This window comes from Paenibacillus sp. ClWae2A (assembly GCF_032452295.1).
In the GTDB taxonomy this organism is placed as follows: domain Bacteria; phylum Bacillota; class Bacilli; order Paenibacillales; family Paenibacillaceae; genus Paenibacillus.
In genome coordinates, this window is record NZ_JAULSQ010000001.1 from 129,509 (window position 1) to 143,097 (window position 13,589).

Below are 13,589 nucleotides of genomic sequence, written 5' to 3' on the forward strand. Positions count from 1 at the left end.
CAGTTACCTATATGTAGCTTCTATTAAGAATCCGCTTTTATAACCGTTGAATGCATGTTACCTGTGAGGCGTTGAGGTGGGAAAACCATGCGCACGGGCGCAATGATGATGGCAGCAAATACAGCCTTGATCAGATCCCCAATTATGTAAGGATAAAACCCTTGAATCATGGCTTCAGGTAGGTCCATTTTGTATGCATAGGCAAGCCAAGGGACACCCGAGACATACACGAGCAGTGAACCAAATAGTTCAAATACAACAAAAGCGAGAATGAATCCTGTTACACCTTTGATGTTGATTCGTGCAAGCAACAATCCAATCAATAATGCGGAGAATGGCCACATCATCACATATCCTCCGGTAGGTCCAAGAAGTACTGCAAGTCCTCCGGTCCCGTGCAGCAAGGGGAATCCAAGAGCGGTGAGCACAACAACCATCGTGACACTTAGAAAACCATAGAGTGGACCAAGTAATCCTCCGGCCAGCATGACAGCCAAAGTTTGTAATGTTATCGGTACTGGGGAGAAGCCAATGGGAATGCTTATGTAACCAAAAAGCACTAAAATTGCGGCCATAAGTGCGCTGAATACAATGCCTCGCAAAGATAATTTCATGTTTGAACAATCCTCTCCATTTTGGTAATATGATTGTTAACCAATTATATAAATGTGGTTAACGATTAGGATCGTACCACATAACAGTAGAAAGGGAAAGGACTAATTTACGATGCAAGGCAACCTGCCTATAATTACATTAGAAGATGTTCGAGTTCATTATGCTTCCGAAGGTAGTCAGGTGAGAAAAGCACTGGATGGGGTTTCGCTTACGCTGCACCAAGGCGAATGGATTAGTATTGTAGGGGCGAATGGTAGTGGAAAAAGCACACTCGCTGGACTACTGATCGGATTCATTCCACTATCGGGAGGGGTACGGGATATCTCGGATGAACTTACCGTTCGGGGGGTATTACAGCAACCTGATGCACAGGTACTGGGTGATACCATTGAAGAGGAATTTCATTATGCATTGTCACCATTAATGAATACTGTAGAAGAACAATTGGAACAGAGGCAGGATGCATTACATACCGTAGGACTTCAATATCCCCCGGATATGGCCATCTCACAGTTATCGGGTGGACAGAAACAACTGCTTAACATTGCGGTAGCGCTCGCGGCCAAACCGGACGTATTGATTCTAGATGAGCCAACAGCCATGCTTGATCCGGGAGCAAGAGACCGTATGGAGGCCATCGTTCAGAAGATTACCCAGCGGGGGACAACGGTGATCTGGATTACACACCATCTGGAGGAAGCAACCCTGTGTGATCGAATCATTGCTATGGAGAGGGGACGTTGTGTGTACGACGGGGAGCCGGAGTCCTTTTTCTATGAAACAGAGCTGAATGAGAAGGCTACACGGGAAAATGTACAGCTATCTCCCTGTGAACGGTTAGGGTTGGACCCTCCTTTCACTGTAAAAACTGCGTTATTGCTCAAGCAAAAAGGTATGATGCCAGAAGCCATGCCACTGCGACCCGAGCAACTGGCTAAGGAGGTCGCACGTTGGAGATCGAATTAACCAATATACGTATAGAAGCATCGGATTCGAGCAAACGTGCACTGCTTGAAGACGTGAGTGTACAGTTGAACAGTGGGCAAATCACCTTGCTGCTGGGCTGTACGGGTTCAGGAAAAACGACTTTACTACAGACGTTGGCTGGTCTGAGACCGCCCGATGAAGGAAGTATCACATTAGATGGCACAGCTTTTTGGAAAGAAGGAAAAGTGCCGCAGTCGATTTTATTGCAAATGGGACTATTGTTTCAATTTCCGGAACAACAATTGTTTGCCCGAAGTATTCAGCGTGAATTCTCATATTCTCTGCGTCCCTATGGACTTTCAGAGAAACAGCAAGAAGAGCAGATCACAAAAGCACTGAACCAATGGGACCCGCCAGTATCCTCGGAGTTGGACTGGCATTTTCATCTGGACAGGTCGCCATTTGCTCTAAGTGGGGGAGAGAAGCGCAGGCTAGGTCTTGCTCTCGGAAGTGTGACCAATCCACACTGGCTTCTGCTGGATGAGCCAAGCGCCGGGTTGGAAGGGCAAAGTGTCGGGCTTTTGCTGGATATACTGGAGCAACATCGTCTGGCAGGTGGTGGGGGCGTGGTAGCAACCCATGATCTAGATACATTCTTGCCTTGTGCGGATCGAGTATTGTTGTTGCAGGAAGGCCGTCTAATCGCTGATCTTACGCCGAGAGAACTTCACAAAAGGCCTGAATTGCTGGAGCAGACAGGGATTGGACTGCCACCATCGATGAGACTGGCACAGCAGTTAAGAGCAGCGGGTCTTGAGCTGCCTTTGACCGCGATGACGCCAGAAGAGATGGCTGAATGTATTGTTCAGTCCAAGTCAGTTGAAGTACAGATTCAAAACGAATCGAAAGAAGCATCAGGGACGGTAACGATGGAAGTCAAGAGCGATGTAATGAAGTATGAAAAAGAAGCACTGATGCGGTCGTCCTTTGAAGCGGAAGATGATCCAAAGCTTCTTCCGAACACATTGACTCATTCAGGCGGATTATATGGCGTCATGGACCCACGTCTGAAATGGATTTTGTATATTTTGTTGGTCACCGCAGCTATGCTTCAACAGCGATGGCTGGGATTGACGTTAACACTGGTACCGGTATTAGCAGCACTTGCCGTGCTCCCGCGTCAGACTTTGGCTGGATGTATGAAGTTAATGAAGCCATTATTATTCTTTTTCATCATATCATCGGCGTTATCTGGGACTACTCTTTCAACAGAGGGAGGAGGTCTGCACTTTGGCTTTTCCCTGATGCAGGCGGAGGGCACTTTGCTGAATGTGTATCGTTTGTTTATCGTCACATTGGCAAGCCTTTGGTTTTCGTTGACGACACCTTATGGGCGAATGGTAGAAGGGCTGAACTGGGTACTCGGTATCGGTAAAAAAATCAGGCTGCCCGTAGCTTCGTTTGCACTTGCTGTATCGTTAATCTTTCGGTTTATCCCGATGATCTGGAGTGAGTGGCAGCGATTCTCACTGATTGTACGGGCACGTGGAAAGGCAGCATTAAGACCAAATACCGTGCGAATTCGTGACCTTGGTCCGATGGTGATTCCCTTGTTGATGGCACTGTTCCAACGTGCAGAGGATATGACCATTGCGATGGAAATGCGTAAAGTTAGAGAGCACTCTATGCTCGGAGGACGTTCATCGTTATTGGTATGGTCCAAACGAGATACCTGGATTAGCATGGCTGGCCTCATTGTTTTTGTACTATTAATATGGATTCGCTAATTGTGATGGCGATAATGATCGTGATGGATCCGGTAATGGATCAAAACCTAAACGCAGTGTTTTCCAAAGATCATGCATAAATGCGTTTGTCCTCGCTCACAATAAGTGGACGTTGGTCATCTGAAGTGGATCAGGAGGGATAAACGATGAAAGATAAGTTTTTGCGTGAAGAACGGCAAGAATATACCGATGTGTCTACGGTGGAGTCGCAGCGAAACGATATCACACTCGAAGAATTCCCGGAGGGTCCTTACGGTTCATCTCTGTTAACCGAGTCTCTTGGGAAAAGTTCTCCATGGCGGGTGGATCAGCGGTCTGCACATCGTTTTGATTATGAAAATCATGAGCTTCACGAGGGAGAAGTACGGGATTATCCAGGTCAGGATGTTTTTGACGAAACGGTTCCGGATAACGTATCCAAGCCTCAATATACGGAAGAATCGTAATGAGATTTTGATATAAAATAAAGCGTAGCCTCCGACAGGTTTTGTCCTGTTCGGGGGTTATTTTCGTTGAGGTAGTTTAAAACAAATCTCCTCTAATTCCACATTATGGGTTATTATATGTGTAGTTCGGAGTAAAAATTTGGTTGAATATGCGGGGGGACTTGGAATGAGAGAGATCGATTATAGTCAATATTTCTGGCAGGATGATAAGATCAGATTACGTGCTTTGCGTGAAGAAGATTGGGAGGATCATTATTATAACCGCTTTGATACACCTGCCCGTCGGTTATTGGAGTGTGCAGTAGAGTTGCCGCCAACCCATGTTGAAGCGAAGAGTTTCACGGAAAACTTCTCTGATTTTTCTTTAACCAAAGGAAGGATCATGTTTACAATTGTAAATATGGATGGTGAAAATGTCGGAGGTGTGAATCTGAACAGCATTGATGAAAGGAATGGTACCTTTAGCATTGGCATTCAAATTGACAGGGATCATCGAGGAAAAGGATACGGAACCAGAGCCGTTCGAATCTTGCTGAACTATGCCTTCTTCGAGCGCAGGCTCAACAAATTTAATGATTATGTACTCCAAGGAAATGAACCTTCCGCAGCCATGATGAGAAAACTTGGATGTGTTCAGGAAGGTGTGCGTCGCCAGGTAATCTATACGGATGGAAAATACCAGGATCTGATCCTCTTTGGATTAACCAAAGACGAGTTTATGGATAAAGAGGGCCTTGTTTGAAGTAAAGGCTAATAAGCTGAAATTAAGTGTGTAGTAGGAGGAACTATGAACCAACCCATACAAACTGATGAATTAATCATCGATTGCAAGGATATTTATTTGCGTGAGTATCGAATTGAAGATTTAGAGAAACTGCAAGAAATTACGTGGCAACCGGAGGTCTATGAATTCCTGCCGGGATGGAACGCTACGATTGAAGACAGGACCCTGTGGCTCACCGAATATGAAATCCCTGAGAATCAGCGTTTTAAACAAGCTGTGATGGCGGGAGGGGATATCGGAGAGTTATATTTACGTATGGCTATCGTACTCAAAGAAAATGACGAGTTCATAGGATGGTGTTGCTCAGGGATCAAGGACGAACTGCCAGCACCCAATCGGGAGATTATGTATGGTATTTCGAAACACTTCAGAAATCGTGGTTACACCACGCAGGCGCTCAAAGGAATGACGGAGTATTTGTTTGAACATACAAACGTGGAAGTGTTAAATGCCATCGCTTTGACTACCAATCCAGCATCTAATAAGGTGATACAGAAAAGTAATTTTGAACGGTTAAATTTGATCTAGATCGAGGATGAAAAGTATAACCATTACCACCTGCGTAAGCAACAAGGCCAATTTTAATAGAACGTAGTCCCATAGTGAAGGGCTATAAAATGAAAGTTTCGGATCAGGTTGGACAGTTATTGCTCTGGCTACCTGATCTTTTTTGTATTTATTTTAAGAAGCTACTGAGGAAACCTTGTTAGGATACGTGCTCCCTTACATAAATGCAAAAGATTAATCTATCGCACAAGGCTTATATTAATAATTTTCTCCGCGATAATAGCGCTCCAATTTGTTGTCCAAATGAACAAGCTGCGCTTTTTTCTCCTCAATATCATTCAGCAACTTTTGCTTTTGATCCTCAATCAGCTTGGTTCTTTCCTTCAGCGTGGAGGTTCCTTCATTGACCTGATCATAATACTTTTTGATGTCTTCCACACTCATCCCGGTTTCGCGAAGGCATTTGATAAAAACCAGCCAGTTCAGATCATCCTCCAAATAAAGACGGTTATTCTGCTCATTTCGTGCAGCAGGTTTCAGCAGTCCCTTTCTTTCATAAAAGCGGATCGCTCCAATGGAGATTTCAACTTTTTTTGCTACTTCTCCAATCGTTAACATGTTAATCCCCTCTTTTATAAAAGTAATTTGACCTAGACTAAGTGTAGCATAGTAACTTATACATTGTTAAATATAAATCAAATTACGGAAAGAAGGATTTGCATGAAAAAGACTGTCTTTGTAACCGGAGCAAATAAAGGAATTGGATATGAAATCGTAAAGCAATTGGGTGAAGCAGGTTGGAAAGTTATCCTTGGCGCACGTAGTGTTGAACGGGGTGAAAGAGCTGTTTCCGAGTTAACTTCCAGGGGGTTAGACGTAGAATTTCTACAGATCGACATGTGCGACTTGAAGAGCATTGAACAGGCAGCCGATACGATTCAGAAGACTTATCCCGCAATAAACCTTCTGATCAATAACGCGGGTATGCCGGGTGCTTTCTCTCATTCATTTACGGATACTAAAGAGGAAGATCTGCGGAACGCCTTCGAAGTGAACTTTTTCGGCACCTTCCGTTTGAATCAGCGATTGTTCCCGTTAATTAAAGATAATGAAGGCACAATCATTAATGTTTCAACTGACATGGCTTCTCTGGACCATATGCAAAATGCGGAATTCACTTTAAATGCCTTCGACTATAACTCATCCAAAACGGCCAACAGTGCCATGACACTTTCGATGGCTTATGAAGTGAAAAACAGCAGGGCGCAAGTCTTTGCGGTAACACCCGGATTTACATCAACAGATCTTAATGGCAATGCCGAAGGCGGCAAATCAAAAGAAGCCGGCGCTGCGATTATCGTGCGCTATGCGACGGATGGCAAACGCCATAATGGGGAGTTCCTAGATGAAAATGGCGTCTACCCTTGGTAATCCACCGTTCATACTGGATGATCTTGTCCCCCGGATGATAACGGAAAGTTAGATGAAGTATTGGCGTGGTTCCGTTACTTAGATATCAAGGAATATGAGAATACAACGTCGAATAAAAAAATATGTTGGTTTTATCTTGTTTATATGCTGTAAATGTAACAAACACCAAACGTAGACGAACATTTTTCTTGTACTAAGTTAACTGAGCGTGTACCATAAATCGTATTTCTAAAAAGCGTATCAACCGGAGGTATATATTTAATGGAGGTTTCACTATATAAAGCAGATTTAAAAGATGCAGTGACTGTTCATGAAATGAAAGTCAAAGCATTTATGCCTTTGTTGGAAAAATATCAGGATTTTGGAACAAGCCCCGCCAATGAAACCGTAGAAAGAATTATTACTCAAATCAATCAATCTTTCACAGATTATTTCATAATTCATCATCTAGAAGTTGCTGTTGGTGGAATTAGAGTCGTGAAAAAAGATAATCGGATCTACAGTATTAGCCCAATTTTTATACTGCCAGAACATCAAGGAAAAGGAATTGCTCAAAAAGTCTTTACAATGGTTGAGCAGATATATGATGATGCAAAGTCATGGAAATTAGGCACTATCTTACAAGAGCAAGGAAACTGTTATTTGTATGAAAAGATAGGCTACAAAAAAACGGGTGGAACAAAAGCTATTAACGACAAAATGACAATGGTATTTTATGAGAAGCATTTATAGGCCGTAAATCCTTGAATGAGAGGCTTCAGATTCCTAAGCTTGTAAGCCCGGAAGCCTCAAACCTCAAACCTCAAACCAATTGAACTACTACTCTTCACTCTATCAAACAGATACAAAAAAGAATCCCCCATTCGTTTCTTAATTGAAATAAATGGGGGGTTCTTCATGTAATGAAAAGCTAGGAGAGAGATAAAGAAAATGCGGAGTTTGGAGAGTTTGCCTATAACTTACATAAGATAAGAAGTTATTACGTAGAGCTGCTTATAGCCAACTTATAGCTTACGTAGAAGCTATGCTCAGCTTAGACATCAGCCTTATACAGCGGCATCAAAATCATAAATTCAGTTCCCAAGCCTACCTGACTTTGTACTGTAATTTTCCCACCATGCGACTCCACAATCGAGCGGGTAATGGCTAGACCGAGACCTGCGCCACCTTGTTTGCGCGAACGAGAGCTGCTTGTGCGGTAAAATCGCTCAAAGATATGGGGAAGATGTGCAGGTTCAATGCCTGTGCCGTTATCCTTCACTGATAATTCAGCCTTATGATGCGTGGCATATAATGTTATGGAGATGGCTCCATACTCAGGATCGGTGTGCTGCACCGCGTTATGGAACAGATTCAGCACAACCTGCTTCAGCTTGTAAGGGTCAGCAAGTACATATACCTCAGCCGTCAGGTCAAGATGAATGGATCTTTGCTGAGCCATTATGGCGAGTTGTGGTTGCATTTCGAGCAGCAGACTGTCCAGCTGAATGACCTCTCGCTCCTGCTTTGGAGCCTGATCCAGCTTGGTTAGTAACAGCAAATCTTCAACCAGTTTGTTAATTCGTACGGATTCGCCGTGCATGCTGTCCAGCGCTTTATACAATTGATCTTGATTGGTCGCTGCACCCCGCTGTAGAACTTCAATGAAGCCATGAATGGAGGTAAGCGGGGTACGAAGCTCATGGGAAGCATCGGACAAGAAACGCTGCATCTGTTCTTTCGATTCCCGCTCCGCTTCAAACGAGTTCTCCAGCCTTTCAAGCATGCCATTGAAGGAAACTGCGAGCTGATCCACTTCCTCTTGTCCCTGAACGACGGGAAGACGTTCTGCAAGGCTGCCTGCATCGATCTGCTGTACTTTATTCACCATATTGGACAGAGGAACCAGCGTCCGGCGTAATACCTTAGTGTATAGAATCAGACCGGCTACCATGGCCAACAGCGATAACATGAGGAAGATTAGAAGCTGTTTAATAATTAAGTCTCTCAGTGGCTTCGTAGCCGTGCCCATCTGCACCATCGGTAAACCGCGATTGCGTGGACCGGGTGAAGCGAATACAATCAATTGCTCATTCCCTTGGCTATCCGTGACAATCCGGTAGGGAATGTGTTTTTGTTCTTTTAACTCATCTGTAATGTCCTGATATTCAACGGTTGATAGTTGAGGGGCTTTCAGACCGTCTTCCCCAAAAACATCCTCGAACGTACCTTGGTTATCAAACAGGGCCAGTGAACGGTCCGGAATAAACAGCACCCGATTACCAGACCCGTTTCCTGCCTGTCCACCGAAAGGATTGTTAGAATAGCCACTACGTGACTGGATTCCGAGCCAAACCGGGGGCATGGACATGAGCTGTTCTTCCATGGTTTTTGCCTGATTCCGGTAGAGAAAGCTTTCCATGATCCAGAATTGCAGGATACCGATTAACAATAGTAACCCAGCAAGCACGAACAGAGAACGTGAGAGCAATTGAGAACGTAATGAACGAGGCCAGATCCATTGGTGGAGACCTCTTAAACGAAGTTTATTTTTCTTAGGCTGCGAGTTCATCAGAGATCCACCCTGTACCCGACACCCCGAAGCGTGCGAATGAGTTTATGCTCTTTATCCCCGAGTTTGTCGCGCAAGGAGCGAACGTATACCTCCACAATATTTTCTTCCCCGCCAAAATCATACCCCCAAACCCGGCTTAGAATGGTCGCTTTGCTAAGTACAATTCCATGATTAAGCACAATGAATTTTAGCAATTCGTATTCAGTAGGAGATAGCTCCAGGACCTGATTCTGATAGGTGATTTCTTTGCGCTGATCATCAATTCGGAAGGGACCGTGGGTGACGGCTCCTATTAATAAAGGAAATTGATTCCGCAGTCTGGCCTGAATACGGGCGAGCAGCTCGTCGAAGGCAAACGGTTTGACCATATAATCGTCAGCACCTAACCAAAGGCCCTTAACCCGATTCTCAACTTCGTCTTTCGCTGTCAGCATAATTACGCCAACCTCGGTACCGGTCTTACGCAGACGCTCGACCACTTCGAATCCATCCATCTCTGGCATCATGACATCCAGAATAGCCATATGTGGCTTGAATTCAAGCGCCAACTCAAGCGCAGCCGCTCCATCTGGTGCGGTGCGCACATCGAAGCCCTCATTGCTTAGTCCAAGCTCTAGAAATTGTAAAATATGCGGTTCATCATCAGCCAATAGTATTTTAATTCCGCTGCTAAGCTTCATAACGTGCAGCTCCTCCTTGCTTAATTCCATCTATAGTTCTCTCTCAATTGAGAGGGGACTGTATGTTGTATTATCGCTTGCCAAACTGAAATTTAGCTGAAAGGATTATGAATTATCCTCAGACAACATTCAGCGGGCACTCATCCCAGTTTTATTTTGGAATGTCACAATACTAGACATGAAGAACTTTGAAGGAGTGATTAACTTTGAATAACACCAAAAGAAGGATGGATTTTGTCCTTCTGCCGATTGTATTACTGGCGGCATTTCTAAATGGGTACGGTATCTGGAACGATCAATATGCCAATTCCTATTATACGACTGCCGTTGGGAGTATGCTCAGCAACTTCCATAACTTTTTCTATGCTTCACTCGACTCGGCAGGCTCGGTCACTGTAGATAAACCACCTGTTGTCTTCTGGATTCAGACGGCCTTTGCCTATGTCTTTGGATTGCACGGATGGAGCGTTATTTTGCCGCAGGTATTAGCGGGAGTCGGTTCGGTGCTCCTGATCTATTTCATGGTGAAACCTACATATGGTCTTACAGCAGCACGAATCTCGGCACTTGCGATGGCGACTGTGCCTGTTGTGGCGGCAGTCAGCCGGACCAACAATATTGACAGCATGCTGGTGTTTACACTACTGCTGGGTTCATGGTTTTTGTTCAAAGGCAGCAAACAAGGCAGTGCTTGGCGCATTCTGGTTGCCTTTGGGTTAATAGGCGTAGCCTTTAATATGAAAATGCTTCAAGCCTACATGATTCTCCCGGCTTTTTACTTGTTCTATCTGCTCGCATTTCAGGCGAAATGGAGAAGGAAGATCATCCTGCTGATCGGCAGCACAGCGGTTCTGGCGGTCGTTTCCTTATCCTGGGCGGTCACTGTGGATTCTATACCCGAAGACGAGCGGCCTTATATCGGAAGCAGTGAAACGAACTCGGTCATGGAACTCGCCTTTGGATACAATGGCCTGGCTCGCCTAACGGGTCAGCAGAATACCGCAGGTAACGCAGGTATGCCAAATGGTATCGGACAGGGAAATAATAGGGGTAATCGAGGAGACTCGACCTCAGGCCCTAATCAGACAGGCAGTGGTGTTCCTGGCGCTGGACAAGATGTCAATGCACTGGATAACGATAATATGAATGGTTCGAATGGCTCGAACACCATGGGCGGCATGAATGGGCCGAATGGCAATTTTCCGAACGGGCAGATGCCGAATGATATGGAAATGCCAAACGGAAGAGATTTCGGCGGAGGCATGGGAGGAATGTTTGGTACGGGGGAAAAAGGTCCTCTGCGTCTGTTCCAGACTGAACTGTCAGGTCAAGCGAGCTGGCTTCTGCCAGTTGTGCTGCTTGGCTGCATTGCCATATTTGCAGGATTAAGACGGAGAAATATAACTAACAAGCACAAGGAGGCATTGTTCTGGCTAGCCTGGCTGCTTCCCGTTGCTGCCTTTTTCAGTGTGGCAGGTTTCTTCCATCAGTATTATCTGATTATGCTTGCACCTCCAATTGCTGCGCTGACTGGCGCAGGATTTGTAGCGATGTGGAAGTCATATCGTGATCGCAATGGCTGGCAGGCATGGTTGCTTCCGGTGTCCGTTCTGATGACGACTCTGTTCGGCTGGTATATCATGCAGGTGTATAACGATACGATTGGTGCAGGCTGGTCCATTAGTGAATTGATAGCTGGCATTCTGATCACGGTCATCCTAATCGTTATGCTTCATCGCACACATCGATGGAAACAAAGCTTCATTATCGCGGGGTTCATGGTGATGCTGATCGGTCCAATCTACTGGGCATTCACCCCAATTACTTATGGTGGAAACAGCATGATTCCGGCAGCAGGACCTACTGGTTCCAATGGCATGTTTGATGGAGCAGGAATGGGCATGCCGATGGGTAACGGTGCAGGAGACACGGAAATGCCTACAATGGGTGGCCGTGGCGGAATGGGCAACCGTAACGAAGAAGTGGATACAGCCACACTGAATTATCTGAAAGAGCACAATACAGGCGAAACGTATCTCTTCGCCACTACGGACTATAATCAGGCAGCACCTTATATCATCGATGAAAGAGCAGCGGTCATTACACTTGGAGGTTTTTCCGGTTCAGACCCGGTCTACACAACAGAAAAACTCGAGCAACTTGTCAAGAGCGGGCAAGTGAAATACTTCATGGTTGGTGGCATGGGTGGCCGCGGAGGGAACTCGGAAATTAGCGATTGGATCAAAGAGCACGGAACCGAGATTCCAACGTCAGAATGGAAGACAGGCACAGACAGCGGATCCATGGATAACGGTGACACGGAGAATGAAGCTGGATTTGGATTTGGATTCGGATTCGGATTTGGCGGACAGACCACCTTGTACGAAGTGAAATTGTAAACTGAAATGAAAATCTCGAACGAAGTCCATTGGAAAAGGGAGGGGACAAACATGGCTCACGCGTACCGATACAGCATTATTATTCCCATGTATAACGAGGAATCGGTGATCGAGGAGACTTATCGGCGTCTGAAGAAGGTCATGGGCAGCACGGGAGAGAGCTATGAACTGTTGTTTGTAAATGATGGCAGCGTGGATCGAAGTGCACAGATGATCCGTGATTACGCCCGTTGGGACGAGAGTGTGAAGCTGATCGATTTTGCCCGTAACTTCGGACATCAGATTGCGATAACAGCGGGTATGGATTATGCAGTGGGGGATGCGGTGGTTATTATTGATGCGGATCTGCAGGACCCTCCCGAACTGATACTGGATATGATCGCCAAATGGAAAGAGGGTTACGAAGTCGTATATGCCCGTCGCACCAGAAGAAGCGGGGAAACTCGCTTCAAAAAATGGTCGGCAAGTCTGTTCTATCGTGTCCTTCGTGCCTCAACGGATACGGATATCCCGGTAGACACCGGAGATTTTCGCCTGATTGACCGCAAAGTATGTGATGAGATGAAACGTCTTCCGGAGAAAAATCGGTTTGTGCGCGGGTTGGTCAGTTGGGTCGGATTTCGTCAGACTGCGATTGAATATGAACGTGATGAACGTCTCGCAGGCGAAACAAAATATCCGCTAAAACGCATGCTGAAGCTAAGCCTGGATGGCATTACGTCATTTTCGCATAAACCACTCAAGCTTGCAGGTTATGTAGGTGCGATCCTTTCGGTAGGTGGATTCATCTATATGTTAACGGTTATTGTCTCGGCGATATTTACGGATTCAACGATTAAAGGATGGCCATCCATTGTGAGTATCATGCTGATGTTTAACGGATTCATCCTGATCATGCTGGGCATTCTGGGCGAGTACGTTGGCCGAATCTATGATGAGACCAAGGCACGTCCGCTATACATTGTGAGAGATGTGGTTCAGGCCGAGGACCAGCAAGCGCAATCCCGATTGACAGCCCGAGTTGCTCATCATGACTAAGCGTCTGGTGACACTTTTCAAGTTCGGTATTGTGGGTGTTGTGAATACGGCAGTGGATGCGGTGGTGTTTGCTTTGCTTGCAGTGGTCGGTGTACCGGTTCTGATTGCTCAAGTAATCTCGTACAGTTGCGGCGTTGCAAACAGTTATTGGTTGAACGGCAGGTGGACTTTTCGAGATACAGCACGAGGAGGGAACGATAGAACCAAACTTATTCGTTTTCTAATCACCAATCTCATCGTTCTTGCGTTATCGGCCCTCATTCTGATGACTTTGCACGATGTGCTGGGTTGGAGTCTCGTGATGAGCAAGATCCTGGCGACCTTGATGGGGATGGTTCTGAACTATATGGCCAGCAGATATTGGGTGTTTCGTATCGCTTCTTAGCTGCCCACAGCGTGCAATATTGGTTATAAGAAGCAA

General features: G+C 45.6%; 14 protein-coding genes. 10 read left to right on the forward strand and 4 right to left on the reverse strand.

The window, feature by feature from the left end:
- Positions 1-23: 23 nt before the first annotated feature.
- Positions 24-614, reverse strand: coding sequence for a biotin transporter BioY (locus tag QVE09_RS00475; protein WP_315935179.1), 591 nt, complete (start codon positions 612-614; stop codon positions 24-26).
- A gap of 112 nt (positions 615-726) precedes the next feature.
- On the opposite strand from QVE09_RS00475, the gene QVE09_RS00480 reads away from it, so the two are divergent.
- From QVE09_RS00480 to QVE09_RS00500, 5 genes are all read left to right on the forward strand, one after another.
- Positions 727-1,581 (forward strand): energy-coupling factor ABC transporter ATP-binding protein, encoded by an 855-nt coding sequence (locus QVE09_RS00480; RefSeq protein ID WP_315935180.1) that lies wholly within the window; start codon positions 727-729, stop codon positions 1,579-1,581.
- Complete coding sequence (locus tag QVE09_RS00485; protein WP_315935181.1) at positions 1,566-3,329, forward strand: ATP-binding cassette domain-containing protein; 1,764 nt, start codon at positions 1,566-1,568, stop codon at positions 3,327-3,329. The genes QVE09_RS00480 and QVE09_RS00485 overlap by 16 nt, the downstream gene beginning before the upstream one ends.
- Before the next feature lie 146 nt (positions 3,330-3,475).
- Positions 3,476-3,775, forward strand: coding sequence for a hypothetical protein (locus QVE09_RS00490; RefSeq protein WP_315935182.1), 300 nt, complete (start codon positions 3,476-3,478; stop codon positions 3,773-3,775).
- 166 nt (positions 3,776-3,941) lie between these two features.
- On the forward strand, positions 3,942-4,517 hold the full coding sequence (locus QVE09_RS00495) for a GNAT family N-acetyltransferase (RefSeq protein ID WP_315935183.1): 576 nt from the start codon (positions 3,942-3,944) through the stop codon (positions 4,515-4,517).
- A gap of 45 nt (positions 4,518-4,562) precedes the next feature.
- On the forward strand, positions 4,563-5,087 hold the full coding sequence (locus QVE09_RS00500) for a GNAT family N-acetyltransferase (protein ID WP_315935184.1): 525 nt from the start codon (positions 4,563-4,565) through the stop codon (positions 5,085-5,087).
- Between the two features lie 237 nt (positions 5,088-5,324).
- Here QVE09_RS00500 and QVE09_RS00505 read toward each other — a convergent pair whose 3' ends face one another.
- Positions 5,325-5,684, reverse strand: a complete 360-nt coding sequence (locus QVE09_RS00505; RefSeq protein WP_076249478.1) for a MerR family transcriptional regulator — start codon at positions 5,682-5,684, stop codon at positions 5,325-5,327.
- A gap of 102 nt (positions 5,685-5,786) precedes the next feature.
- On the opposite strand from QVE09_RS00505, the gene QVE09_RS00510 reads away from it, so the two are divergent.
- Together QVE09_RS00510 and QVE09_RS00515 are read left to right on the forward strand one after the other, a co-directional pair.
- On the forward strand, positions 5,787-6,497 hold the full coding sequence (locus QVE09_RS00510; RefSeq protein WP_315935185.1) for an SDR family NAD(P)-dependent oxidoreductase: 711 nt from the start codon (positions 5,787-5,789) through the stop codon (positions 6,495-6,497).
- A gap of 261 nt (positions 6,498-6,758) precedes the next feature.
- Positions 6,759-7,229, forward strand: coding sequence for a GNAT family N-acetyltransferase (locus QVE09_RS00515; RefSeq protein WP_315935186.1), 471 nt, complete (start codon positions 6,759-6,761; stop codon positions 7,227-7,229).
- A gap of 301 nt (positions 7,230-7,530) precedes the next feature.
- Here QVE09_RS00515 and QVE09_RS00520 read toward each other — a convergent pair whose 3' ends face one another.
- Complete coding sequence (locus QVE09_RS00520) at positions 7,531-9,048, reverse strand: sensor histidine kinase (protein WP_315935187.1); 1,518 nt, start codon at positions 9,046-9,048, stop codon at positions 7,531-7,533.
- Complete coding sequence (locus QVE09_RS00525) at positions 9,048-9,731, reverse strand: response regulator transcription factor (RefSeq protein ID WP_036608910.1); 684 nt, start codon at positions 9,729-9,731, stop codon at positions 9,048-9,050. The genes QVE09_RS00520 and QVE09_RS00525 overlap by 1 nt, the downstream gene beginning before the upstream one ends.
- Before the next feature lie 227 nt (positions 9,732-9,958).
- On the opposite strand from QVE09_RS00525, the gene QVE09_RS00530 reads away from it, so the two are divergent.
- The 3 genes from QVE09_RS00530 to QVE09_RS00540 are packed head-to-tail and all read left to right on the forward strand — an operon-like array spanning position 9,959 to position 13,553.
- The gene (locus QVE09_RS00530) at positions 9,959-12,130 is read left to right on the forward strand and encodes a glycosyltransferase family 39 protein (RefSeq protein WP_315936062.1); all 2,172 of its coding nucleotides are present in this window, start codon (positions 9,959-9,961) and stop codon (positions 12,128-12,130) included.
- A gap of 51 nt (positions 12,131-12,181) precedes the next feature.
- Positions 12,182-13,168 carry a glycosyltransferase family 2 protein gene (locus QVE09_RS00535; protein WP_315935188.1) on the forward strand — a complete coding sequence of 329 codons (987 nt, stop codon included), beginning with the start codon at positions 12,182-12,184 and terminating at the stop codon, positions 13,166-13,168.
- Positions 13,161-13,553 (forward strand): GtrA family protein, encoded by a 393-nt coding sequence (locus tag QVE09_RS00540; RefSeq protein WP_315935189.1) that lies wholly within the window; start codon positions 13,161-13,163, stop codon positions 13,551-13,553. Before QVE09_RS00535 ends, QVE09_RS00540 begins: the two co-directional genes overlap by 8 nt.
- The last annotated feature ends 36 nt before the right edge of the window (positions 13,554-13,589 follow it).